The sequence below is a fragment of the Psychrobacter nivimaris genome (assembly GCF_009812035.1).
GTDB lineage: Bacteria > Pseudomonadota > Gammaproteobacteria > Pseudomonadales > Moraxellaceae > Psychrobacter > Psychrobacter nivimaris.
Map to the genome: position 1 here is coordinate 12,125 of NZ_VZIZ01000006.1, position 23,318 is coordinate 35,442.

The 23,318-nt window shown below is 43.9% G+C and carries 24 protein-coding genes; 13 read left to right on the forward strand and 11 right to left on the reverse strand.

Annotated features, from left to right (window positions below):
• Positions 1-583 precede the first annotated feature (583 nt).
• The 4 genes from lptM (at position 584) to FQV37_RS01830 (ending at position 4,749) form a co-directional block, all read left to right on the forward strand.
• A complete protein-coding gene (gene lptM / locus FQV37_RS01815) occupies positions 584-898 on the forward strand; it encodes an LPS translocon maturation chaperone LptM (protein ID WP_160021051.1) in 315 nt (104 codons plus the stop codon).
• 336 nt (positions 899-1,234) lie between these two features.
• Complete coding sequence (lysA, locus tag FQV37_RS01820) at positions 1,235-2,464, forward strand: diaminopimelate decarboxylase (protein ID WP_205962043.1); 1,230 nt, start codon at positions 1,235-1,237, stop codon at positions 2,462-2,464.
• 328 nt (positions 2,465-2,792) lie between these two features.
• Positions 2,793-3,680 (forward strand): diaminopimelate epimerase, encoded by an 888-nt coding sequence (gene dapF, locus FQV37_RS01825; protein WP_057758121.1) that lies wholly within the window; start codon positions 2,793-2,795, stop codon positions 3,678-3,680.
• 46 nt (positions 3,681-3,726) lie between these two features.
• Positions 3,727-4,749, forward strand: a complete 1,023-nt coding sequence (locus tag FQV37_RS01830) for a tyrosine recombinase XerC (RefSeq protein ID WP_160021053.1) — start codon at positions 3,727-3,729, stop codon at positions 4,747-4,749.
• A gap of 33 nt (positions 4,750-4,782) precedes the next feature.
• Here the strand turns inward: FQV37_RS01830 and FQV37_RS01835 are convergent, their stop codons facing one another.
• Positions 4,783-5,652 (reverse strand): nitrilase-related carbon-nitrogen hydrolase, encoded by an 870-nt coding sequence (locus FQV37_RS01835; RefSeq protein WP_160021054.1) that lies wholly within the window; start codon positions 5,650-5,652, stop codon positions 4,783-4,785.
• A gap of 287 nt (positions 5,653-5,939) precedes the next feature.
• Between FQV37_RS01835 and rpoN the strand changes: the two genes are divergently transcribed.
• Both rpoN and hpf read left to right on the forward strand, forming a co-directional pair.
• The gene (gene rpoN / locus FQV37_RS01840; RefSeq protein ID WP_160021055.1) at positions 5,940-7,598 is read left to right on the forward strand and encodes an RNA polymerase factor sigma-54; all 1,659 of its coding nucleotides are present in this window, start codon (positions 5,940-5,942) and stop codon (positions 7,596-7,598) included.
• A gap of 359 nt (positions 7,599-7,957) precedes the next feature.
• A complete protein-coding gene (gene hpf, locus FQV37_RS01845) occupies positions 7,958-8,338 on the forward strand; it encodes a ribosome hibernation-promoting factor, HPF/YfiA family (protein ID WP_102090835.1) in 381 nt (126 codons plus the stop codon).
• A 208-nt stretch (positions 8,339-8,546) separates the two neighbouring features.
• Here hpf and thiS read toward each other — a convergent pair whose 3' ends face one another.
• From thiS to FQV37_RS01865, 4 genes are all read right to left on the reverse strand, one after another.
• Entirely contained in the window at positions 8,547-8,747 is a 201-nt protein-coding gene (thiS, locus tag FQV37_RS01850; protein WP_101205102.1) for a sulfur carrier protein ThiS, read from the reverse strand.
• A 127-nt stretch (positions 8,748-8,874) separates the two neighbouring features.
• On the reverse strand, positions 8,875-9,249 hold the full coding sequence (locus FQV37_RS01855) for a DUF423 domain-containing protein (RefSeq protein ID WP_160021056.1): 375 nt from the start codon (positions 9,247-9,249) through the stop codon (positions 8,875-8,877).
• Between the two features lie 24 nt (positions 9,250-9,273).
• Entirely contained in the window at positions 9,274-10,137 is an 864-nt protein-coding gene (gene rpoH / locus FQV37_RS01860; RefSeq protein WP_197099889.1) for an RNA polymerase sigma factor RpoH, read from the reverse strand.
• A gap of 240 nt (positions 10,138-10,377) precedes the next feature.
• Entirely contained in the window at positions 10,378-10,833 is a 456-nt protein-coding gene (locus tag FQV37_RS01865) for a sulfurtransferase TusA family protein (protein WP_160021057.1), read from the reverse strand.
• Between the two features lie 427 nt (positions 10,834-11,260).
• Here FQV37_RS01865 and FQV37_RS01870 point away from each other — a divergent pair, with 427 nt between their 5' ends.
• Complete coding sequence (locus tag FQV37_RS01870; protein WP_240990909.1) at positions 11,261-12,943, forward strand: M48 family metalloprotease; 1,683 nt, start codon at positions 11,261-11,263, stop codon at positions 12,941-12,943.
• 42 nt (positions 12,944-12,985) lie between these two features.
• On the opposite strand, the gene FQV37_RS01875 is transcribed toward FQV37_RS01870, so the two are convergent.
• Both FQV37_RS01875 and rpsU read right to left on the reverse strand, forming a co-directional pair.
• Complete coding sequence (locus FQV37_RS01875; RefSeq protein ID WP_160021058.1) at positions 12,986-13,435, reverse strand: GatB/YqeY domain-containing protein; 450 nt, start codon at positions 13,433-13,435, stop codon at positions 12,986-12,988.
• A 202-nt stretch (positions 13,436-13,637) separates the two neighbouring features.
• Entirely contained in the window at positions 13,638-13,853 is a 216-nt protein-coding gene (rpsU, locus tag FQV37_RS01880; protein WP_010195908.1) for a 30S ribosomal protein S21, read from the reverse strand.
• A gap of 638 nt (positions 13,854-14,491) precedes the next feature.
• On the opposite strand from rpsU, the gene FQV37_RS01885 reads away from it, so the two are divergent.
• The 5 genes from FQV37_RS01885 (at position 14,492) to FQV37_RS01905 (ending at position 18,090) form a co-directional block, all read left to right on the forward strand.
• The gene (locus tag FQV37_RS01885; RefSeq protein ID WP_160021059.1) at positions 14,492-14,863 is read left to right on the forward strand and encodes a hypothetical protein; all 372 of its coding nucleotides are present in this window, start codon (positions 14,492-14,494) and stop codon (positions 14,861-14,863) included.
• A 125-nt stretch (positions 14,864-14,988) separates the two neighbouring features.
• Positions 14,989-15,525 (forward strand): c-type cytochrome, encoded by a 537-nt coding sequence (locus tag FQV37_RS01890; protein WP_160021060.1) that lies wholly within the window; start codon positions 14,989-14,991, stop codon positions 15,523-15,525.
• 237 nt (positions 15,526-15,762) lie between these two features.
• Positions 15,763-16,800: a tRNA (adenosine(37)-N6)-threonylcarbamoyltransferase complex transferase subunit TsaD gene (tsaD, locus tag FQV37_RS01895; protein ID WP_160021061.1), complete on the forward strand. Its 1,038-nt coding sequence runs from the start codon at positions 15,763-15,765 to the stop codon at positions 16,798-16,800.
• A 44-nt stretch (positions 16,801-16,844) separates the two neighbouring features.
• Complete coding sequence (crcB, locus tag FQV37_RS01900; protein WP_160021062.1) at positions 16,845-17,216, forward strand: fluoride efflux transporter CrcB; 372 nt, start codon at positions 16,845-16,847, stop codon at positions 17,214-17,216.
• Between the two features lie 370 nt (positions 17,217-17,586).
• Positions 17,587-18,090, forward strand: a complete 504-nt coding sequence (locus FQV37_RS01905; protein ID WP_160021063.1) for a hypothetical protein — start codon at positions 17,587-17,589, stop codon at positions 18,088-18,090.
• Between the two features lie 204 nt (positions 18,091-18,294).
• Here FQV37_RS01905 and FQV37_RS01910 read toward each other — a convergent pair whose 3' ends face one another.
• The 4 genes from FQV37_RS01910 to potA all read right to left on the reverse strand — a co-directional run bounded on the left by FQV37_RS01910 (position 18,295) and on the right by potA (position 22,226).
• Positions 18,295-19,185: a LysR family transcriptional regulator gene (locus FQV37_RS01910; RefSeq protein WP_160021064.1), complete on the reverse strand. Its 891-nt coding sequence runs from the start codon at positions 19,183-19,185 to the stop codon at positions 18,295-18,297.
• Positions 19,186-19,300: 115 nt separating this feature from the next.
• Complete coding sequence (gene potC, locus FQV37_RS01915; RefSeq protein WP_160021065.1) at positions 19,301-20,107, reverse strand: spermidine/putrescine ABC transporter permease PotC; 807 nt, start codon at positions 20,105-20,107, stop codon at positions 19,301-19,303.
• Positions 20,107-20,985, reverse strand: a complete 879-nt coding sequence (potB, locus tag FQV37_RS01920; RefSeq protein WP_160021066.1) for a spermidine/putrescine ABC transporter permease PotB — start codon at positions 20,983-20,985, stop codon at positions 20,107-20,109. Before potB ends, potC begins: the two co-directional genes overlap by 1 nt.
• Positions 20,985-22,226 (reverse strand): spermidine/putrescine ABC transporter ATP-binding protein PotA, encoded by a 1,242-nt coding sequence (gene potA, locus FQV37_RS01925; RefSeq protein ID WP_160021067.1) that lies wholly within the window; start codon positions 22,224-22,226, stop codon positions 20,985-20,987. Before potA ends, potB begins: the two co-directional genes overlap by 1 nt.
• A gap of 390 nt (positions 22,227-22,616) precedes the next feature.
• Here potA and FQV37_RS01930 point away from each other — a divergent pair, with 390 nt between their 5' ends.
• On the forward strand, positions 22,617-23,255 hold the full coding sequence (locus FQV37_RS01930) for a carbonic anhydrase (protein WP_057758161.1): 639 nt from the start codon (positions 22,617-22,619) through the stop codon (positions 23,253-23,255).
• The last annotated feature ends 63 nt before the right edge of the window (positions 23,256-23,318 follow it).

Below are 23,318 nucleotides of genomic sequence, written 5' to 3' on the forward strand. Positions count from 1 at the left end.
GATCATATCAAGCAAGTATATTGGCGATTTTGTTTATACTTGGGCTACTATTTCTGACAGTGCTATGCATCCATGCTTATGAGATAATGCGTCTGCATCTCAGGCTAGCGTCCTATTGCCGCCGCAAACTGGGCATATAATGTAACACATTTTTGTTTCTACACCACGACAGGGGCAAGGTTTAAAATGTGTGATTAATAAATGGCTAAATACAGAATAAATCAATTATATTCAGTGAGTTATAGAACTATAAATGGATAACCTGTATGGGCGGCATAACAGTGCTATTGCTCACAAAATTGTAAGAAATATTGTCGAGACACCCATATGTCATACATTCATATCTAAGCTCGCAGACGATATTACTATAAAAATCCGACTAATGTTTTAGAAAATATCCAACATCACGCAAATTTATTCACCAATCATATTCAGTATCCATACAGCTTTATGTAATAATGCTATGATGAAAATGGTCATAACGATAGTGCTTTCGCTGTCGGTTTGGCTGTCCACTTATTTTTTATTTATCACGATTTACTATCGCCATTATGCCGTCGTAAGCTCACAGGTTATCTATTATATGTCTACTATACACAGCCCTTCAGCAGCCAAGCATGCTAGCTCGTTCGCTCGTACCAGTCGTCAGGCTGTCGCCACTTTATTTATTGGCAGTGTGGTTATGGTAGGATTGTCAGGCTGCGGGCAAAAAGGCGATCTATATTTGGCAGACTCTAGTAGTCAAACGATAGAGGGCAGTGCGTCTGTACTTAATAGTACTAGCCATCCACAAGATGCAGCCTTTGCGGGTATCGATGATGATAACTATCAAAAAAACCGCTACTTCGAAGAGCAAATTGTACTGCCTGAGCCTAGTACTGACCCCAACGACTATTAATTGCTAAGCTATTAATTACTAGGCTAATAGTTGCTAAGCTGAGCCAATGGATAGCGGTTAGGTGCTTTTTAATTAACAGTTTAACTAACTGTCGATTCTTTACTGCCTGATTAACTACATAGCTTTAGAGTTTTGCTACCTAAATTTAATTTTCACCCTTGTTAATCTGATTATATTAGAGATGTTTATATGAGTCATTCTGAACTACCTGCTGACTTAACCGATTCTACTACTGGCGAATCCGTTACTATCCAAACTGAGCGAGGGTTGTATGTTGACCCGAAAGCGTTGAGTGCTCACTTGCCAGCGCTAAGCTATCGCGGCGATGCATTGTATATGGAGCAGGTCAGTATCGATGAGCTAGCAAAACAATATGGCACACCATGCTACGTGTATTCAAAGCAAGCAATATTGGACGTTTATCAAGCTTATACCGATAGCTTTGCCAGTCTGAATCATCAAGTGTGCTATGCCGTAAAAGCAAACTCTAACCTTGCCGTGCTTGGTGTCTTGGCACAGGCGGGCGCTGGGTTTGACATTGTCTCTCGCGGTGAGCTTATGCGCGTGTTGGCGGCAGGTGGCGCAGCATCACGTGTGGTATTTTCAGGCGTTGGCAAAACGTACAGTGATATCGAATACGCGCTGACTCAAGGTATTGGCTGTTTTAATGTTGAGTCTATCAGCGAGCTGACTTTAATCAATGATGTGGCAAAGTCACTTGATAAGCCTGCGCCAATCTCGTTACGCGTCAACCCTAACGTCGATGCCAAAACCCATCCATATATCTCAACAGGTCTCAAAGACAACAAGTTCGGTATCACTCACGAAGACGCACTAGCGGTCTATCAGCAAGCGGCCGATTTATCACATATCGACATCGTTGGTATTGATTGTCATATTGGCTCACAGTTGACTGAAGTAGAGCCGTTTGTTGCAGCATTAGATAAAGTTATTGAGCTGATACATAGCCTGCGTAATGCTGGTATTGAGTTACAGCATATTGATTTGGGCGGTGGTTTGGGTGTGCGCTATATTGATGAGACACCTGTGTCTATCGATGAGTTTGCCCAAGCCTTATTGCCAAAACTTAGCGAACTTGGTTTGACTGTGTTCTTTGAGCCAGGTCGTAGTATCGTTGCCAATGCTGGCGTGCTACTGACTCAAGTTGATGTACTCAAGCCGACTGAGCATAAGAACTTTGCGATCGTTGATGCCGCCATGAATGACTTGATTCGTCCTGCTTTATATCAAGCTGAAATGGCCGTGATTCCAAGCGTATTGCCTAGCGATGGTATCGATACGGATGGCACGCAGCCATGGGACATCGTTGGCGCAATTTGTGAGACGGGTGATTTCTTGGCAAAAGACCGCCTACTATCATTGGCCACAGGCGATGTACTGGCCATCACAGGTGCAGGTGCTTACGGCTTTACCATGAGTAGTAATTACAACTCACGCCCACGTGCTAGCGAAGTGATGGTGTCTGGTGATAGTCATCAGCTAATCCGCAAGCGCGAAACGATTGAAGCGTTATATGCAGATGAAGCACTGTGGCAGGCGCAGTAAGGCGATTAAAGACGAGCCAAAACTATCGCCGTATTTGATGGTTGAAGAGAACCCATTGTGATAATGACAATGGGTTTTTTTATGACTGGATTTTGAGGGAAGTGTTTTTAATTAAAGCTGATTTTTAATTGAAGGCATGCCTTTAGTTGAAGGCAACATCATTCACAAAAATTAGAGTAGCAAGGAAAACGAGTGCAAGTACTACTCACTGTAGACTAAACAAGTTTGACACCGCTAATCGTATTTTTTGGGATTGGTATTATTATGATTGTATCTGACAGCGTGCTAATATAAGGCATACATAAAAATAGGATAGGACATCAAAGATATGCTAATAGAGTTTACTAAAATGCATGGGTTGGGTAATGATTTCATGGTCATTGATTTAGTGACCCAGCGCTTAGATTTGACCAAGGATTTGGTGCAGTTATTGGGCGATCGTCATCTAGGCATTGGTTTTGATCAGCTGCTCGTAGTCGAGCCACCCATGCGCCCTGATGTCGATTTCAGTTATCGTATCTTTAACACTGATGGCACCGAAGTCGAACAGTGTGGCAACGGCGCGCGTTGTTTCGCGCGTTTTGTGCAAGCACGTAAACTGTCATTTAAGCAGCGTCTACGCGTTGAGACGGCTAGCGGTATTATTTCTCTGACTACTGATCGTTACGGTTGGGTAGATGTCGATATGGGCAAGCCTAAATTTGAGCCAGATGAGATTCCTTTTAGTCCAAGAGCGACAACCAAAATTCAAAACACCTATCATCTTGATGTAAATGGTACGCCTGTACAGCTGTACGTTGCCAATATGGGCAACCCGCACGCTGTGATAAAAGTCGATGACGTACTCGATGCTGAGGTCGAGACTTTGGGTAAGGCAATTGAGTCGCATCCTGCATTTCCAGATCGCGTCAATGTGGGCTTTATGCAAGTGATGAATCAGCGCCATATTCGTCTACGTGTGTACGAGCGCGGTGTGGGTGAGACGCAAGCTTGTGGTACGGGCGCGTGTGCAGCAGTGGCCGTTGGTATACGTGAAGGCTGGCTTGATGAGGGTGAGGAAGTTCGCGCACAGCTATATGGTGGCAGTATGATTATCAAATGGCAGCCAGGTTATTCAGTTACGATGACGGGTCCGACCGCTTTCGTCTATGAAGGCGTATTTAGTCCAGATGGCCTGATGGCACAAGCGGGCCTTAAACCCAATGCTGAAGGCTGATAACTGTTGTTAGGCCAATCGTATAAATACCAAGGATGGTTCTAGTATGGTTATGTCTACCAATAAAGACACTCAGGCGGCGAGCTCGGCACCTTGGCTATCTACTGAGCTGGCCGCCACTATAGAATCCGACGCTGTCTTACGAGAGCTACTCGCACCTGTGCATCGTTGGCTCAATACATTGTCTGTGCGCAACCATTCGCCGCATACTCTGACCGCTTATTTTGCTGGTTTAAATCAACTGGCGTTGTTTTTACGTGGGAAGCGTCTAACGTGGACACGCTGTGATAAACGGCAACTTGCCCAGCATATTAGTCAACGTCTTGATGAAGACAAGTTGGCGCTTGCCAGTGTCCAGCAAGAGCTGTCTGCGATTCGGCATTTTTATGGTTGGCTGATTGAAGAAGCGCTAGCACGTATCAACCCAACCACTGGCTATCAGCTTAAGCGTAGTCCTAGACCGCTGCCTTCTATCGCTGATGTCGATTTACTAACTCAGCTACTCGATCAAGAGATGCCTGATACACCAGAGCAAGCGCGCTTATGGTTACGTGATAAAGCTATGTTCGAATTGCTCTATAGTAGTGGCTTGCGTGTTGGCGAGTTGGTTGCACTCGATATGGCAGATGTAGACTTGTCTGATTTACGGGTACGAGTCACGGGTAAGGGTAATAAAACACGGCTAGTGCCATTAGGGATAAAGGCAGCAGAAGCAATTAATTGTTACCTGCCGCATCGTAACCTATGGGTAGAGCAGATGGATAGCGCATTATTCATCAGTGAAAAGCTCGGTACCAGATTATCAACACGGGCAGTGCAGCAGCGTTTAAAAATTGCTGCTACCCGCGCAGGTATCGCCCAAAACATGTATCCTCATCTACTGCGTCATTGTTTTGCATCACATATGCTGTCAGGCAGTGGTGACTTGCGCGCCGTACAAGAGATGCTCGGGCATAGTGATATTAGCACCACGCAAATTTATACCCACGTTGATTTTGCAAAATTAACGCAGGTTTATGATCGTGCCCATCCACGAGCAACTCATGCTCAAAATGAAGACTTGTCCTAGCAATTAGACACGAAATCCACTGAATTTCACAATCTACGCCAAACGATGGCAATCAAAGATAGGTAGTTTTTGGCGGCCTTGCTCTTGCGCTTGCTTGTCTAATGACGCCATGACGATGGCATATTGTTTATCCAGTTCGCTATCGTCATAGCTTGTGATAACACTACTATCAAACGCTGTAATAGCTGCATGTCCCCATGTCTGACGGGTACTACCATCTTTGTAGAGATGCTCACCACCTTGCGCTGCGCCAATGACCATACATTGACTATCTAGAGCACGCGCACGTAACAACAACGACCAGTGCGATTGTCCAGTCAAGTAAGTAAAGGCAGAAGGGGCACTCAATAGTTCAGCACCAGCTTGTCGCAGACGCTGCGCCAATGCCGGAAAACGTAAATCAAAACATACCATCATGCCGAGTTGATAGACTGTATTGCCTACTGCTAATGGCGCAATCACGGTCTGGGTACCTGGCTCAAAGGTCGCCGCTTCGTTATAGCTGCCATGCTTATCGGCCACAGTTGCGGTAAATAGATGAATCTTATCGTAGCGTGCGACGCGGGTGCCATCTGGTGCAAACAGCTGGCTCACTTGGCGCAATCTACCATCAGGAACGACAGTGCCATCAGGGCGATAATGGCAGGGTAACGAGCCTGCTAGTACATGGATACCAGCGGTGCGGGCGTAATCTGCTATCGTCGCTGATAAGTCATCAAAACGCTCAGCAGTAGCAGATTGCTGTCCCATACTACAGCAGTTCTCAGGCAATACAACAAGCTCAGCCCCTTGAGCTTGTGCGTCTGTGATAGCGGCTTTGATATCTGCTAGATTATCCTCAATATTCTGCTGACTGTTCATTTGAATAGCAGCGACGTTAAGTTGATGGTTACTTGAATTCATGACAATATTCCTATTGGGTGTGAGCTGTATTGGCCATTTACCGTAATTTATTTATTATAATATTTTCGCGGTAATGAGCAGACTGCTCGTATTTATGGGTTGCTCATCCTTGCCAAGATGATAGTTTACTAGCGATAGCAAACCAAACGTATCCGGACAAAACATAAATTATCATAGCAAAATTGTGGCAAAAAATGCTATCGTCATGTCCTGATAAGATTTATGTCGTTACTTTTACTGACAGAATAAACACAATATCACTAAGATCGGAGTGCAATAAGCCGCCCATGAGTATGTCGTTCGGATTGGCGACCACGCTGAGCAACTCACAAAAGCTAACCCCGCAAATGCAGCAAGCCATAAAATTGCTGCAGCTCTCTAGTCTTGAGCTCGCACAAGAGGTTCAGGCAAAACTAGATAGTAATCCATTACTTGAACGTATCGAAAACGATGACAAATACGACAGTGGTGACGATGAAATAGAGGAGTGGAGCGAGCCGTTGACGCTTGATAGCTGGAATCAAAGTAGCAGTGACTCATTTGACTCAGTACCTACTACCAGTACAGAGTACAGCGGCGATAGTAGCGATAGCTTCAGTGATAGTTTGGATAAGCTTCAACAGCCTAATATCGATGATAGTGCAATAGATGTAGATAGCTACGGCAGTTCAGATGCCGATAGCTTTGATATAGGTAGCTTTGACACGGGTAACTATGCCTCCACCGCCACGGGCTCTGGCAATAGTAGGGGTGATGAAGATTTTGATAGTTACCAAGGCGGTACTTCGTCCACCATTCAAGATCATGTGCGCTGGCAGCTGAACTTTAAGCGTCTATCAGAGGCCGATACGCTGATTGCAGAGTATTTAATAGACTCCATGGATGACATGGGCTTTATTCGAATTGATATAGATGAGCTGCTACAGAGCTTTGATACGATGGCAAGTTTCTATCAATGGGATGAGCGCGTTGAAAAAGAAGAAGTCTTGACGGTATTACGTATTATCCAGTCCTGTGATCCAGTTGGCGTAGGGGCGCGTCATTTAAGCGAGTGCTTATCGATTCAGCTATCTAAGCTAGATGCCCGCACCGAATACCTACAAGAAGCCCAAGCGCTGCTATCAGCGAGCGAGCATTTAGTCAGTAATAATATTAAAGCACTGACTGAACGCACAGGGCTTGTACCAGAATACATCACACCTGCACTTACGCTACTACGTACCTTAAACGCTTCGCCAGGGCTGCTGTTTCAGTCTAGCCAGCCTGACTATGCCCAGCCGCCTGAGAGCTATGATATTCCAGATGTGTTGGTCACACCTATTAGAAACAATAAGGCGACAAGTAACTCTGAAGCAGAAGAAGATGGCTGGTATGTACGCCTTAATCCAGATACCTTACCAAAACTACGCGTAAACCAAGAATATGCCAACTTGGTCAAGCGTGGCGATGACAGTCCTGACAATCAATATCTGCGCGAAAACCTCACCGATGCTCGATTGTTTATTCGTAGTATCGAAGAGCGCAATCAAAATCTACTAAAAGTAGCGACTAGCATTGTACGCTATCAACAAGAGTTCCTGCAGCATGGGGCAACCGCCATGCAACCTCTGATATTAAAAGCAATTGCTGAAGAAGTTGACTTGCACGAGTCTACGGTCTCACGCCTTACCACCAGTAAAACCATCTTAACGCCGCAAGGGTTGTTTTCTTTGAAACACTTTTTCTCATCTCACGTGAGTAGTGCTGATGGAGATATCTCATCGACCGCTATCAGTGCCATGATTAAAAAGCTCATCGCTGACGAAGATCCCAAAAAGCCCTTATCAGACAGTCGTATTAAAGATGAGCTGTTAGCAGATGGTATTGATATAGCCAGAAGAACCGTCGCCAAATATCGTGAAGCAATGAACATTGGCTCGTCTACTCAGCGCAAACAGAAATATTAATTATCTAAGTTCATCTTTCTACAAGGTTAATGGCTACCTGTCTGTATAGTGTAATCGAGATATAAAAAATAAAATTTTTTGATTATATAGAAACCAAGTAGAAATAATAGGTATTGTTACACTTAATTACAATTTAATGGCTTGCTACTGGGCGATTTTCATGACAAATTAGAGTCATACCAACAACGAAAACCAAGTGCCGATTTATAGTATTTATTTACAATTAATAAAGGAGACGATAAAAGGATACGTCGACACATTACTAGAGGCATTGGAGTAGTTATTGGTAAGGCAGGATGACAAAAGCAAGAATGCTACCTCATCTGTTGATTGTAAGTTACAAATAAAAGGACAACAATATGAATGTTTCTATCAGTGGTCATCATATCAGCGTTACAGAAGCTATGGACACAGCAGTACGCGAGAAGCTTGAAAAAGTAGAGCGTCACTTCGATCAGATACAAAGTATTCAAGTGATTTTATCGTTAGACAATAGCGGTACTAGTGACGGCGGTAAAAAGAGCCATAAAGCTGAAGCAATTATGCGTGTCTCGGGTCAAGAAATGTTTGTCCAAGCGTATGAAGATGATATGTATAAAGCCATTAATGAAATGGCAGACAAGCTAGATAGACAAGTACGTAAGTACAAAACCCGTCAAGAGCGCAAAAAGACTCAGGGTGCAGGACGCGATAGTCGCTATCAGGATCTAACCCCTGCAGAAGCAGTACCAGCAGCATAGTTCGAGTTTAAAAATTTGAACATTATCGTTACAAGCTAGTGAAAGTAGACTAAGAGAATAAAAAATTTATAAGTAGCTACTGCATTAGTTTGTAATTGACATAAAAAAAGACCTCTAACGTGTAATACGTTGAGGTCTTTTTTAGTGCTAGTAAACTTAGAACCAAAATGAACTAGCTGTCAGCTCAAGCTTATCTGTCTTAACATTATTAACCGCCGCCGACGGCTTGTACTACTTCGATATTCATACCTTCTACGATACGCAGTTGAGCAAGCTCGCTCTTTGGCGTCAGCTCGCCGTCTACTTCTACAGCGTAACGACCTTGGCTAAGACCAAGCTCATTGATAACCAGTTGTACAGTCTGATGAGTGGTTTGCAAGCTTTTACCATTGACACTAATGGTGCTCATATTAAATACTCCCTAATATTTTAAAATTCCTGTTTATCTGCTATTCACTGCGTATCTTTTGCTTTATTACTGATAGTTCGTTGCAGCTGATGCAAAGAGCTAAAAATAACAATAACTATTGAACAGCTCAGTTAACTGAGTCTTTCAATCGAAAAGCGGAAACGGCCAACCATAGCCAACCTGCAATCATGAGAACGCCACCAATAGGCGTAATCGCACCGAACCAGCGCGGTGCACCAAGCGTCATTGCATATAAGCTACCAGCAAAAATGACAATGCCAATTTGTAGTAACCAAGCGGTCGTCTGAGTAATATATTTTAAACGAATCAGTAAGCCAACAAGCAATAATCCTAGCGCATGTACGAACAAATACAGCGTTGCCGTATGCCACCACTCGAGCTGCTGTATGCTGACATGACCTTCTAGACCATGCGCACCAAATGCGCCCAGAGCAACAGCAATAGCCATATTAATTGCGGCAATACCGATCCAATTTATCATTGAACAGCTCGTATCATCTTAAGGCTACTGAATATCATCTGGCAAAATCACACTATCAATGGTCATCGCATCACGGATTTTGTCCATAGCATTTTTCTCGATCTGACGCACTCGCTCAGCTGAGATAGAGTAAACTGCTGCTAACTCATGCAAGGTGGATTTTTGCTCAGATAACCAACGCTGTTCGACGATATCACGCGAACGATCATCTAAAGTGCCCATCGCAGCGATGAGTGCTGATGAGTTGTTCTCTTCCCAATCCGCTTCCTCTAGCTGCTCAGCTGGATCAATTCCATCTTCCAAAAATAGCTGAGGGGCATAGCGACCATCATCATCGTCGCTTGACTGCGCCTCGAACGAAGCGTCATAAGAAGTTAGACGTGATTCCATCTCTAACACTTGCTTGCGCGTGACATTCAAGTCATTAGCGATAGCGTCCGCTTCTTCTAGTGTCAGCTGATTGTTGGTTTTCTTAAGGCTGCGCAAGTTAAAGAACAGTTTACGATGAGCCTTGGTGGTCGCAACCTTGACGATACGCCAGTTGCGAATCACGAACTCATGAATTTCAGCTTTAATCCAATGTACGGCAAACGACACCAGACGTACGCCTTTATTCGGGTCAAAACGTTTGACTGCTTTCATCAATCCTAAGTTACCTTCTTGGATTAAATCTGCTTGCGGCAATCCGTAACCCGAGTAGCTACGTGCGATATGAATTACAAAGCGTAGATGTGACATCACCAGTAGACGAGCGGCTTCGACATCACCTTCATCATAATAGCGATGCGCCAACTCTTGCTCTTGTACTGGCGTCAAAATCGGGATTTGATGGACAGTATTGATATATGCACCCAAGTTGACCCCTGGCGCTGACAGGTGAGTTGGCATAGCTGGTACTAAGTCACGCGTACTGGTATTGCCCAATGCACTCGCGTCATAAGGTGGTCGCTGAGCAGCGGCCTTTAGTGCAGCATCGCGCGCATCGTTTTTTATAGGAGCTGAGCCATCTTTTTTATTTGTATTTACAGCATCAGTAGAAGTATTAGCCATATTCTTGACCTTGGTTAAATAGTTAAGCAAATAGTCAGATAAAAATCTTTATGATTTAATTGTAAAGGATAGCAGCGCTTAGTTGCTATCAGTTTTGGTAATGATGAAGTGATATATTGTAGCGAAACGCTGTAATGATGTGCCATCAGCTGACGAGTGGTCAGTAACTTCATTGACCACTAGTTCCAAATAATCTGCCGACTGTGATTGCTGGCTTTGTCGACAGAATGCTGTGATATCAGCTTGTGAGTTAGGGTCGGTTGCAACCACGTACAGCGACTCACCAACTGTTATATCACGTAATGCGACCTTAGTTTTTAACAATGGCATCGGACATGCAAGACCGCGTCCATCAACGAAACCTTTTATATTTAGTTCAGATTGCGATGTAGCTATATTATCTGAGTTATGACTTTCAGTCGGTAGCAGCTCTAATAAACTTGCAATGTCGTTCTGCTGTGCATCAGTTAAATTCGCTGATAACTGTATAGAATGCGATACACGTTCGATGACTAATTCACTAGCAGCGGGCATAACTTAAACCTTGTAGATATCTATATTATAATTTGCTTTATTAATAATAGGCTTTGATATTGAGTACGAACATAATCCAGAAATCATAAATTATGAGGTCGCCATCACAGTCATCTAAACCTACTATCATTGTTGCTTATTATACCAAATAGACAATGTATAGTTGCAGTTGAATATAATCAACGCTGTGTTCGGTTCACTAGAATCATATAACCAAGAGTTGCGCGATTAGCAATTGCCCGATGAATAGTTATACGCTTGAGACTTGCTGCATAAATAATAGCCCAATGAATAATTACACAGCCATGTTGCGCAATCGTGACGGGTGGCTAAGTTATTGGTAGTTAAGTTCATTGTAGAATTGACCTTGGATAAACAAGCTCGTATAGTCGAAAAGACGTCGTCAATTATCTTATAGGATATGCACTTGTACCATGCTCATAGAACGAAGCGACCCGACAGCAACAACTCTTTAGTAGCCACCAACTCTGTAGGCTTGCCGATTATGCTGTCTAAGCAAAAAGATAAACGTCATTTCATGAGTGTAGCTTTGCCAAATAGTATCAAGGTAGGGCTGTCAATGATGCTACTAGCCATGGCCAGCGGTGCACATAGTCGTGAGAGTCAAATGTTGCCATTTGCTGATAGCTCGTGGCAAGTCACAGATCCGCAAACGCTAGATCTACCAAACCTGCGCGGACAAGGCTTAAGCTTTGCTGAGCAATATCAAAATAAAATGCTTGGCGAGTGGTCATTACAGAATATCAATGGCCGCGTCAGAATGGAGCATGATCCTTGGGTACAAGAAACGATAAAAGACATGACGTGGCGTCTCAATGCCCAAGCTCGTCAGCAAGCACCACTTGGCGTCGTTATCATTGATAACCCCAGTATCAATGCCTTTGCAGCGCCTGGCGGCGTAATAGGTATCAATACTGGAACGATACTGTCAGCTAGTAGCATGGATGAGCTGGCGAGCGTCGTCGCGCATGAAGTTGCGCATATCAGTCAACGACACTACGAAAGCGGCGCTGACGAACGTAAAAAAGCCTTGCTGATGCAGCTAGGCGGTATGCTAGCCGCGATTGCTGCCTCAGCTGTCGATGGTGATGCCGCTGCGGCTGTGATGATGGGCAGTCAGACGGCTTCGATGAATAGCAGCATGGCGTTTAGCCGTAGTAACGAACGTGAGGCTGACCGAGTAGGAATGCAGATTATGACCCAAGCGGGTTATGATCCTCGGGCGATGCCACGGTTCTTTGCCACGATGAATCAGCAGAGTCAGTTAAATCAAGTTGAGAATCAATTTTTACCGAGCTTTGTACGCTCACATCCTCTGAGTAATGAGCGGTTGAGCGAGTCACAAAGTCGCGCTCAGCAGTATCCAGCGCTCTCATTGAGCCAGCAGCAGCGCCATCAAGCATTGTTTGATTTGTTGTATTGGCGTGTGCAAGTGACTGGTAAACATGCGTCTGAAGTGACGTTGACAACGGCCGCCAAAAACAGTCTCGGGGCCAAACTTGCGCTAATGCATTGGTATGGAGAGCAGCAGCGTTTTACAGATGCTAATAAGGTATTGGCGGAGATAAATGCGTTATCAAGCACGCAGCGTCAAAATTTAGAGCCTCTATTGTCGATTACCCACAGTCAGTTATTAAGTGAACAAGGCAAATGGCAACAAACCGTAGATGTCTTAGAGAGCCAACAGCGCCTATATCCTGAGCGCCGTGATTTACGTCTTTATCTGGCCGAAGCGCTGACTAACAGTAATCAACCGATAAAAGCTCAAGCGCTGTTGAAGCCACTAACAGAACAGCAGCCAAGCGACCGTTATGCATGGCAAAGCTTGCAACTTGCCAATGAAAAACTTGCTAAGACAACCACCTCACCACAGTTAGCCAATATCGCGACGATTAATGCATTGCGCTATCGTAGTTATGATCAGCTATGGAACGGGCGTTATGAGAGTGCGCTGACCTCTTTGACACAGGCCAAACAGTTGACGGAAAATCTGCAAACCACAGATCAGGCCAATAGTGCGCGTCCGTTATTGGCTAATATTAATGCAGAACTCAAAGCAATAAAAACCGCCAAAGACTTTAAGCCTTAGGCGGTTATTTGTACAGAGTAGCCTGCCAATCAATAGCAAGTGCTAGCCTTGTAGCGCGTCTTTGACCATTTTAGAAATCAAAGCAGGATCAGCACGGCCAGCTGTTTTATTCTTCAAAACACCCATGACGCTACCCATATCGCGCATAGACGTCGCACCTTGCTCAGTGATTTCAGCATTTACTAATGCCATGATCTCGTCTTGATTCATTTGCTGCGGCATAAACTCGTTGATAATATCAATCTCAAACTGCTCTTTTGTGGCTAAGTCATCACGGCCGTTTTCTGTAAAGATAGTTAGTGATTCTTGGCGCTGCTTTAGCTGCTTTTGCAACACTTCTAATACTTGCGCATCATCAAGCTCTGTCTGACGGTCAATCTCGATTTGTTTCACTACTGACTGTACATTGCGCAGTACTTTGACGCGCTCAAGCTCACGAGCTTTCATTGAAACTTTGATATTGTCTGATAACGTCTGTTTAAGTTGGCTCACTGCTATTATCCTTATCGATCTGTTAAATGCTATTCGTTAGAGGTCGTTTGTTAAATTTTAGAACAAAACCTGCTGATAGTGGTTTTAATAAAAAATTATGTCAGCAGTAATAACAAAAATTGTAGCATAAAAAACGCCACTGATATCGATTGATAACAGTGGCGTTAGTGTAGCGCTTGTACTTAGCTAATCAGATTACTGATTAGTACATACGAGTGGTACGAATAGTTTCGCGTTGTAACTTCTTCTTATAACGCTTTACGGCAGCAGCTTTTTTACGCTTACGTACTTGCGTTGGTTTTTCATAAAACTCACGCTTACGTACGTCTGATAATACACCAGCTTTTTCACAAGCACGTTTGAAACGACGAATAGCGATATCAACTGGTTCGTTTTCTTTAACCTTAACTGCAGGCATGAAGACTCCTCGATTAGGATGAGATATAAGGGCATTAGTTTGGCTGTGTATTAGTATTTAGCCGTAATATCTCAAGATTACAGGCATCAGCTCAAACTAGGACAATTCTCACGCATTAGCGTAAGGGCAGGTATTTTAATAAAAAATACCAACAAAGTCAATGATTTTAAGCATTTATTGCCGATAAGGTGTTCAATTAGATAGCTATTTGAATTTGGCTCTCAAACTATGAATTCGACATATATACAACGCTTTATCAATAAAAAATCCCTACCGTCTATAACGGTTTGATTGGAGTTTATGCTATGATAATTCCCATATTATAGGGTCTATTGAACATTCAAATATTAGGGCTGCTGATGGCTAAAGTTACACCAAACTAGGCGAAAACCGACGATAATGTCGAGACCTTAGCTAGGTTTTCAACAAGGGTTGGGGTAATTTTAGCATCAGCCTTTCAGGGCAGTACTCTTTTTTGTCAATATATGGCGAAATAGTTTAACCTAGAATGACTAGGCTTCAACAATTTTACTGCATATTGTCTAAGAAATAGTGACTGCCAGCACCACATTTGAAAGTTCAATAGACCCTAGTAAGCCTATGAACCGTTTTGTGTGTATTTTATTGAGGATGTTGGAATGAAAAAAACAGTATTTAACACGGCATTAAGCACCGCACTTATTGTAGCTTTAGGTGTGAGCGTGAGCGCTTGTAGTGGCGGTGAAGAGCATGAAGAAGTAATGGCAATCGATCGCGTTGACGAAGCTGCTGAGCTTGCCATCAAAAATGCGCCACCAGCTGAAGAAATGGAGTTCCCAGAGACAGCACCAATGCCAGCAGCTGATGCAGCGGGTACAGAAGCTGACGCTACGGCTACTGCCGAAGCAGGAACGGCTGACGCTGATACTGCAGAAGCCGCAGCTACCGATAGTACGGATACAGCCGCTGCTCCTACTGACAGCGCTGATATGGCGGCTACTGACGATACAGCTGCAGCCACTGCTGAGTAATTTAGTGGTCAATGGACTATTAGCTCAATTGAATATTAAGCAGTCGTTGGTCGTATACGTAAGTACTTTAAGCTGATATAACGTATCACTAATTGATTGCAGACTGATTAAGTAAGGATAAAACCATGATTGATATACAACCGTATATGAACAAGCTGAAATTGTCTGTAATCAGCATGAGTGTGGTATTTGCTGTGAGTGCTTGTAGCGGTGATAACACAGCTACGGAAGAGCCTGCAGCAGCCGATGAGCCTGCTACCGCTGTAGAAGAAACAGCTGTAGCCGAAGGCGCGACGCTTGAGACTGTGGATGAGTCAGGAACAGAATCAGCAACAGAGTCAAAAACAGCAATAGAGTCTGCCGACATAGTAGATGAGGCAGTGGCAACACCTGCAACTGATTCTGAGCCTGAAGTGTTGGCCGCAGATGCAGGTGCTAAACTGTATGAATCAAATTGTCAGGTTTGTCATGCTGCAGGTTTGCTCGATGCGCCAAAGTATGGTGATACAGCGGCTTGGACAGCTCGTCTAACCAAAGATAAAGAGACGCTGTACATGCACTCGGCTAAAGGCTTTAATAAAATGCCAGCGCAAGCGGTAAACGGTGTCAGCGAAGCACAAGTCAAAGCGGCTGTTGATTATATGCTAGCGTCGGTAAGCTGATACGGTATATATAGAGTATGTCAGCTATTGAAATTTGCTAAACTGGCCGTCATTGTGACTGACAATGACGGTTTTTTTATGCACGTTTTTTGTCATGCCAGTCTGAGAATATACAGCTGTATTAAGCGAATTTGAAATAGTATGTGACTGGCTGTATTCGTTATCCAATTTCCCAGAATGATGTAAGATAAAAGTGCGATAAAAATAGCACGAAAACGAAAGTATAAAGGCAAAAGTATGAAAGTATTGGGCTTAGAGACCTCTTGTGATGAGACGGGGCTAGCGATTTTTGATAGTGAGCAAATAAATAGCGACAACCAAGGTTTGGTCGGGCAAGTACTGTACTCTCAGATTGAGCTGCACGCACTTTATGGCGGCGTTGTGCCTGAGCTTGCCAGTCGCGATCATATTCGCAAGCTAGTGCCATTACTCAACGAGCTGCTCGAACAGTGCGATATGAAAAAAAGCGAGATTGATGCGATTGCTTATACCAAAGGGCCTGGTCTAATTGGTGCATTGATGACAGGCGCACTATTTGGTCGTAGCTTGGCATATGGTTTGGATATTCCAGCGATTGGTATTCATCATATGGAAGGGCATCTTTTGGCACCGCTTATGGGTGCAAACCCTCCGGCGTTTCCTTTTGTCTCGCTACTAGTATCTGGTGGGCACACGCTACTGATTGCTGCTCACGGTGTTGGACAATATGAGATATTAGGTGAGTCGATAGATGACGCAGCGGGTGAGTGCTTTGATAAAGCCGCTAAGATGCTAGGCCTGCCTTATCCTGGCGGCCCTAATATTGCCAAACTGGCAGAAACTGGTAATCCTGATGCTTACGCACTGCCAAGACCGATGCTTCATCGAGGATTAGATTTTTCATTTAGTGGTATGAAAACAGCGGTACATAATCTGATCAAAGACACTGAGGGTTCTGATAGCGATCCGCAAGTTCGCGCAGATATCGCCGCGAGCTTCCAACATGCGGTGGTCGATACCTTAGTGAAAAAATGTGTCAAAGCACTCAAGCAAGCAGGTATGAGCCGCTTAGTAATTGCGGGCGGGGTCAGTGCAAATACTCATCTGCGCGAGACGTTAGAAGCGGAACTGGATAAGATCAATGCAACGGTTCATTATGCACCGCCTGCGCTATGTACGGACAATGGCGCGATGATTGCTTATGCAGGTTTTGAGCGCTTGCAAGCAGGACAATCTGATGATTTGGCCGTTAGCTGTATTCCGCGTTGGCCGATGACAGAATTGCCAGCCGTATAAATGAGCATTTGGTCCAACACGTTTATATGAATTAAGGACAGTCTATGCAGTGGCTTGCTATTGGTTTGGGCGCAGCATTTGGTGCTTGCCTGCGAGCTTGGCTATCGCGTTTTAATGCCTTGCACGGTTGGGTGCCACTCGGTACCCTGAGCGCCAATATTTTAGGCGGACTGCTGATAGGGCTGGCGCTTGTGTGGTTTGAACGTATGGGAAGTAATCTATCTGATCATGTACGCGTGTTTGTGATAACAGGATTTTTGGGTGGATTGACGACTTTTAGTACGTTTAGTGCAGAGGTATTTGGCTTTATCCATGACGGGCGGCTGCTGGCAGGCTTAGCGCTCATCGGTTTGCATGTTGGGCTGACTTTACTGGCAACCGCGCTTGGCTTTTATTTCTTTAAGCTAATTTTGTAGCCGTTGATAAATATTAATCGTTGGTGGTGTATCAAAAAGTATGCTAGCGATAAAAGTCAATAAGAAATCTATGCTAAGTTCCCTGATTCTATAGGGCTTTAAAGGCTTCAAAAATTGTTCGAATTTTAATCAGCATACTTTTTGATACACCACCTAATCGTTTAATGGTCTGTTATAAGTGGTTCCATGATAGCAGTCTGTTTTAAGTGGTCTATTAATACGTTTGGAGAGTGAATTAGCTGGTTCCGTTGGGGTATACCCTGGTTTATGATCCTTACTTTAAATCAATGAGTACAAAAAAGATTTACTGGTAATTTTTATATGATTCATATTATCTACACTGGATTAATAGGACATTTAGGGCAAAGCTATGATTTACACCAATCTACTGATGAAAGAGTTTTTAGATATTAATGAAAGTGAAATACGAGAAGGCAAATTAGATAAGGAGTTAGACCTTATCTTAAAAGAAGGGTTTTTACCGATAGGTGACTGCGTTTTTCTAGAAAAAATATTCCCTTCAAGCTATGCTCGCTGTTCAATTGAAAAACATAAGATTGAAAGACAATTTACTGATTTTTCGGGTTATGAAGTTTCTACTAATAGGTTTCATATAGAAGATTTTACAGACCAAGACCCGTTCATCCAGTCCATCATATTTTCTAACAAATTCAAGAAAAAATGGCTTATAGACTTTCCTTTAGAGAGCGTTAATATAACAATAGGTTTTCAAGATGATGAGGTTGGGAGGTTTGCAACTTTTACTTTTCACAAGAGTAGGAACGGTGAAGTAGTGCATGATATCAATAGCCTTGAATTATATGCTCAGCCTATATACGTTGAAGTTATATCTGGCAGATCGATGCCTGTATAGCGCACCGATTACGATAGAATATGTATGGTAAGTACACCATGAAGTACACTGTGACTATTTCAGCGAGTTAAAACGTTGATGCCATTAGCTCACAGCTTAGCGTTCAAGTCCTCACTAGGGAACCATTATTTTCCCCAATGCCTATCATAACGTAAGAAAGCGAACGATATTTTATAACCAAAAAATGTAATAAACAGTGTAATATTAAACTGGCTTTACAATACCCTCTAACAAACTCGCAAACCCTTGCATATACGCGGTATCTTGGCTTGACGTGCGCGTCGCTGCATACAGCTGACAATGTACACCTTCTCCTAGTGGTCGCGAGACGACCCAACCTTTTTTCTCATATTCGGCCACTACCCAATCAGGCAATGCTGCTACGCCGCGCTCACTAGCAACCAGCTGAATCAGCATCGCGGTGAGCTCGGTCGTACGAACACTCTCAAAACTTACTTGCGCTGGCGTCATAAAATTAGCAATGATATCGAGGCGTTTTGCCTCTACCGGATAAGCAATTAATGTCTCGTTAATCAAATCATTGGGGTCAATAAATTTTTGAGCAGCTAAATCATGCGTTGGTGAAAGCACCAAACGACTCTCATATTCAAACAATGGCTGATAGCTGATACCGTCGAGCGGTAAATCACTGGTAGTAATAAGCAGATCAATATCACCTTCCATGAGTAGATGATGCGGCTCAGGCTCAAACCCTGTGGCAAAGTCTAGCTCAACATCCGACCATTCACGGCGATAGTGGTTAAGTATTGGCATAAGCCAATCAAAGCAGCTGTGGCACTCTGATGCTAGGCGCAACCTGCCTGCTTGACCATGCGCTAAGCGTTTAAGGTTAGATTTGGTACGAGTAACTTGCGGTAGGATATTGTCTGCCAATGCCAATACTGCTTTACCTGCTGGCGTAAAACTAAGCGGGCGCGTCCGACGATTGACTAAGCTAATGTCGTAATAGTTCTCAAGCTCTTTCAGTTGATGTGAAACGGCAGAGGCGGTAACGTGTAGTTCATCCGCCGCTGCTGCAAGTGAACCATGCGCTCGTAGCGCGGTTAATGTATTAAGATGACGTAGCTCAAGCATAATATAACCTAACCGCTAAGGTGAGAAAAATTCATTATAGTCAATATAGCGCTGACTTTCACTCATAGTCCGTTATTAATAAGTAGCTAATAAGCAATTAGTTAGCAATCAACATCTAGCGCTTGCGTAATAATAACTGTGAGATAACCACCAATACTAGTGAAGCAACTAGCAATAACGTACCAATGGCGTTGACTTCTGGCTTGAGTCCTACGCGCACCATAGAATAAATGCGCAGCGGTAAAATCTCATAGCTAGGTCCTGTGACGAAGGTCGAAACCACCACATCATCTAGCGATAGGGTAAAAGCCAGCAACCAACCTGCCATGACGGCTGGCAAGATAACTGGAATCAATACGGTGCGCACCATGGTTGATTCGTTAGCACCCAAGTCGCGTGCCGCTTCCATTAAACGCTCATCTAAACTACTCAACCGCGCAAAGACGGTAATGACAACGAATGGCAAGCAAAAAGTAATGTGCGCCAATAGCAATGAGACAAAGCCCAATTGTAAACCAATCAATAAAAACAGTGCTAGCAATGAAATAGCCAATACAATCTCAGGCGACATCATAAGTACAAACAGCAGCCCATTTAGTAAGCCTTTACCGCGAAAATTATAACGATGTAAAGCTAGGGCAGTGAGTGTGCCTATCAAAGTCGAGACAGTGGCCGCCACCAACCCTAATACAATCGAGTGCCAAAATGCATCGAGCATCGCTTGGTTATTAAACAGTGACTCGTACCACTTTAAGCTAAATCCGCCCCAGTTGTAGCCAATTTTTGATTTGTTAAAGGACATTACCACCAAGACAATAATAGGTAGGTACAACAGGGTATAAATCAGTCCAAGATATCCTTTGGCGGCGATATTACCAATCTTGAGCGTACGAGTTTTTTTATTCGGTGAGCTATAAGACATTAGGCCACCTCGTTAAAATCGGTTTTGCCAATGCGGCGGCTACTGGCACGGTAGGCAAGTAATAATACTGCCATTGCCAGTGTCAATAAAACGCTAGCTGCCGCACCAAAGGGCCAATCACGCGCATCCAAAAATTGGTTTTTGATGATATTACCAACCAGTAAATTACGAGAACCACCCAAGATATCAGCCACATAAAACATGCCCATTGCAGGCAACAGCACGAGCAGTACACCAGAGATAATACCAGGGGTCGTTAATGGCAGTACTACATGCCAAAAGGTCTGTGCTCTAGTTGCGCCCAAATCCTGCGAAGCCAGTAGCATGTCATTACGCAAGTCGGTAAATACTGCATATAGCGGTAGCACCATAAACGGGAATAACAAGTAAGTTAGTCCTGCGATCACTGCGCCTTGGGTATATAAAATATCGATTGGCGTATCGATTACACCGATGGCTAATAGCAATTTGTTAATCAAACCGTTATTGGCAAATAGTAATTTGAGCGCATACGTCCGTACCAAAGAGTTGGTCCAAAATGGCAGTATCAGTAGTAGCATCAGCAGCGGTTGCCAACGCACTTTCGCCTTAGAAACCAGCCATGCAAAAGGGTAGCCAAGCAGCAAGCAAATAACCGTTGTGATACCTGCCATCCATAATGAGTGGACAAATACCTCAAAATACAATGGATCAATCATCCGCACATAGCTGTCGATGCTAACAGGTAAGCTGATAAACGCACTGCTATCACGGGTCAAAAAACTGACAGCGATGACTAGGATATTTGGTAATAGTGCAAATATCAGTAGCCAACCCCAAATTAGCCAAAGCGTAGCGGTACGAAATGGACTTTTACTGCCTAAGTGGTTGCGGGCCATCAGCTACCATCCTTTTGTACAGTTATGTCTGGCACAGTTTCAGAGTCTTCTGGCAATACCCATTCCCAGCCATCTACCCATGAGACTTTGACGCCCTCGTTTAGTTTGTAATCAAAGCTCGGGTCATCCTCATCAAAAAACTCAGAGGCCTTAATGATATGACCATTTGCCAGTTCGATAATTGAGTCTAAAGTGCTACCTTTATAGTTACTCTCGATGACACGGCCTAACAGTCCGCTATGCTCGTTGTCTTTTGGATCATATATTCGTAAGTCTTCGGGGCGAAGTAGTAAATTGACGATATCGCCCACTTGCACGTCATTGGCAAAATTGGGACGACGTAAGTTGCGTAAGGTGGTCGGCCCTTCTTGCGCCTGTGCTTCACAGACTTCGACCTCGATACGTCCGTTGGTCACTTTGCCATCGCGATCTGGCTGGTCTGGATGGACACCTTTGACCTCAGCTTTGAACAAATTCGTCTCACCGATGAATTTGGCAGTAAACAGGTTGGCAGGGGTTTCATAAATCTCGATAGGCGTACCGATTTGCTGGAACGTACCGTCTTTCATCACGGCAATACGGTCTGACATCGACAGCGCTTCTTCTTGGTCATGGGTCACGAAAACAAAGGTAATGCCAAGTTCACGTTGCAGACGCTTGAGTTCAGATTGCATTTGCAGGCGCAGTTTATGATCGAGCGCGGATAATGGCTCATCAAGTAATAGCAGTTTAGGGCGGTTAATCACTGCGCGTGCAATCGCAACTCGCTGCTGCTGACCACCAGACAAATCTTGCGGCTTGCGGTTGGCCAAATGCTCTAGCTGTACCATCGCTAGCATCTCGCTAACACGTCTTTGGATTTCATCTTTTGGTACTTTTTTTAGCTTTAGGCCATAAGCCACGTTTTGGGCGACGCTCATATGAGGGAACAATGCATATTGCTGAAATACGGTATTGACCGGACGTTTATCAGCGGATAAGCCTGCCATCTGTACACCATCCAAATATATCGCTCCAGCATTAGGCTGCTCAAAGCCTGCAATCAAGCGTAGTAATGTCGTCTTACCACAGCCTGATGGGCCAAGCAGCGTCAAAAACTCACCATGTTTGATATCAAGGTTGATGTCTTTTAGGACTTCGGTTTGATCATAAGTTTTTTTTAGACCAGTCAGTTGCAGCAGCACCTGATCATCATGAGGTGACGCAGAGGTGTTATGCGTATTTTGAGATAAATCGGTCATAATATCTGTTCCTAAGCGTCCAATTTCTGTATACAGCTGACTGTCATTATAGGGATTGGCATGAGCGTAAGCGCGGTCTGAATGCTGCCTGAGTGCTGCGTATTATAACAAACCCTTGGTATAAGTCAGTGCAAGTTCATTATAAGTTACGCGAGTAATACTGTCGTAGCAGCGATATATACAGCTATATTTTTAAATGTGACTACATTCACCTAGCGATATTTAGACAAATTTTTTTACCGTTTTTGGGTTTTTATTCCTATACAATCACGTTATGGCTGACAAATATTATTAGCCTGATAGTTTGACGATAATTAGTCAGTCTGTGCTGGAATACATGTATGCAAAACAGCTTATAACTCTAATATTATTGATGATAAAGGATCTCTCATGCCTACCGATATACGTCCAACCACAGGTCAAGAAGCGCTTGAGCTTTTAAAAGCAGGTAATGCACGCTACGTTGATAGCCTCACCAGTACCGATGAGTATATGCAGCGCCGTCCAGAGTTGGTCAAGGATCAAAATCCATTGGCCATTATTTTGGGTTGCTCGGATGCACGAGTACCCGTTGAGATTGTTTTTGATCAAGGTTTGGGAGATTTGTTTGTTATACGAGTCGCGGGTAACGTCGTTGCACCATCACAGATTGGTTCAATCGAGTTTGCAGCTGAAGCCTTTGGCACACAATTGGTAGTGGTACTTGGACATTCAAAATGTGGCGCTGTCACGGCTTGCGTTGAGACGTTGATTAACCCTGAGCAGAACTATTCACCTAACTTGCAATCTATCGTTGATCGTATTCGCCCAAGCGTTTATAACTTACACGAATTGGCAACTGCCAATGGTCAAGACGTCGATGCAGACGAGCTGGTCGACCGCTCTATCCGCGCTAACGTACGTATGTCAGTCAGTCAGCTAAAGCATGGCTCACGTGCATTAGAGGACTTAACCAATAGTGGTCAGCTATTGGTAGTCGGCGCTGAATATGATCTAGAGACCGGAAAGGTACGATTCTTAGACAGCTAATATATCTAAATATGAACATACTTTGTTCATATCCTTACAAAACCCTATCAATTATTTTGCCAA

What these genes read in the sequence shown, in the direction of transcription:
- crcB (WP_160021062.1), top strand. Translation starts at nt 16,845, where the DNA reads ATGCAGTGGCTTGCTATTGGTTTGGGCGCAGCATTTGGTGCTTGCCTG.
- potA (WP_160021067.1), bottom strand. Translation starts at nt 22,226, where the DNA reads ATGACCGATTTATCTCAAAATACGCATAACACCTCTGCGTCACCTCAT.
- FQV37_RS01890 (WP_160021060.1), top strand. Translation starts at nt 14,989, where the DNA reads ATGATTGATATACAACCGTATATGAACAAGCTGAAATTGTCTGTAATC.
- FQV37_RS01865 (WP_160021057.1), bottom strand. Translation starts at nt 10,833, where the DNA reads ATGCCCGCTGCTAGTGAATTAGTCATCGAACGTGTATCGCATTCTATA.
- potB (WP_160021066.1), bottom strand. Translation starts at nt 20,985, where the DNA reads ATGGCCCGCAACCACTTAGGCAGTAAAAGTCCATTTCGTACCGCTACG.
- dapF (WP_057758121.1), top strand. Translation starts at nt 2,793, where the DNA reads ATGCTAATAGAGTTTACTAAAATGCATGGGTTGGGTAATGATTTCATG.
- hpf (WP_102090835.1), top strand. Translation starts at nt 7,958, where the DNA reads ATGAATGTTTCTATCAGTGGTCATCATATCAGCGTTACAGAAGCTATG.
- FQV37_RS01830 (WP_160021053.1), top strand. Translation starts at nt 3,727, where the DNA reads ATGGTTATGTCTACCAATAAAGACACTCAGGCGGCGAGCTCGGCACCT.
- thiS (WP_101205102.1), bottom strand. Translation starts at nt 8,747, where the DNA reads ATGAGCACCATTAGTGTCAATGGTAAAAGCTTGCAAACCACTCATCAG.
- FQV37_RS01910 (WP_160021064.1), bottom strand. Translation starts at nt 19,185, where the DNA reads ATGCTTGAGCTACGTCATCTTAATACATTAACCGCGCTACGAGCGCAT.
- tsaD (WP_160021061.1), top strand. Translation starts at nt 15,763, where the DNA reads ATGAAAGTATTGGGCTTAGAGACCTCTTGTGATGAGACGGGGCTAGCG.
- lysA (WP_205962043.1), top strand. Translation starts at nt 1,235, where the DNA reads ATGGAGCAGGTCAGTATCGATGAGCTAGCAAAACAATATGGCACACCA.
- rpsU (WP_010195908.1), bottom strand. Translation starts at nt 13,853, where the DNA reads ATGCCTGCAGTTAAGGTTAAAGAAAACGAACCAGTTGATATCGCTATT.
- rpoH (WP_197099889.1), bottom strand. Translation starts at nt 10,137, where the DNA reads ATGCCAACTCACCTGTCAGCGCCAGGGGTCAACTTGGGTGCATATATC.
- potC (WP_160021065.1), bottom strand. Translation starts at nt 20,107, where the DNA reads ATGTCTTATAGCTCACCGAATAAAAAAACTCGTACGCTCAAGATTGGT.
- FQV37_RS01885 (WP_160021059.1), top strand. Translation starts at nt 14,492, where the DNA reads ATGAAAAAAACAGTATTTAACACGGCATTAAGCACCGCACTTATTGTA.
- rpoN (WP_160021055.1), top strand. Translation starts at nt 5,940, where the DNA reads ATGAGTATGTCGTTCGGATTGGCGACCACGCTGAGCAACTCACAAAAG.
- lptM (WP_160021051.1), top strand. Translation starts at nt 584, where the DNA reads ATGTCTACTATACACAGCCCTTCAGCAGCCAAGCATGCTAGCTCGTTC.
- FQV37_RS01905 (WP_160021063.1), top strand. Translation starts at nt 17,587, where the DNA reads ATGATTTACACCAATCTACTGATGAAAGAGTTTTTAGATATTAATGAA.
- FQV37_RS01855 (WP_160021056.1), bottom strand. Translation starts at nt 9,249, where the DNA reads ATGATAAATTGGATCGGTATTGCCGCAATTAATATGGCTATTGCTGTT.
- FQV37_RS01835 (WP_160021054.1), bottom strand. Translation starts at nt 5,652, where the DNA reads ATGAATTCAAGTAACCATCAACTTAACGTCGCTGCTATTCAAATGAAC.
- FQV37_RS01930 (WP_057758161.1), top strand. Translation starts at nt 22,617, where the DNA reads ATGCCTACCGATATACGTCCAACCACAGGTCAAGAAGCGCTTGAGCTT.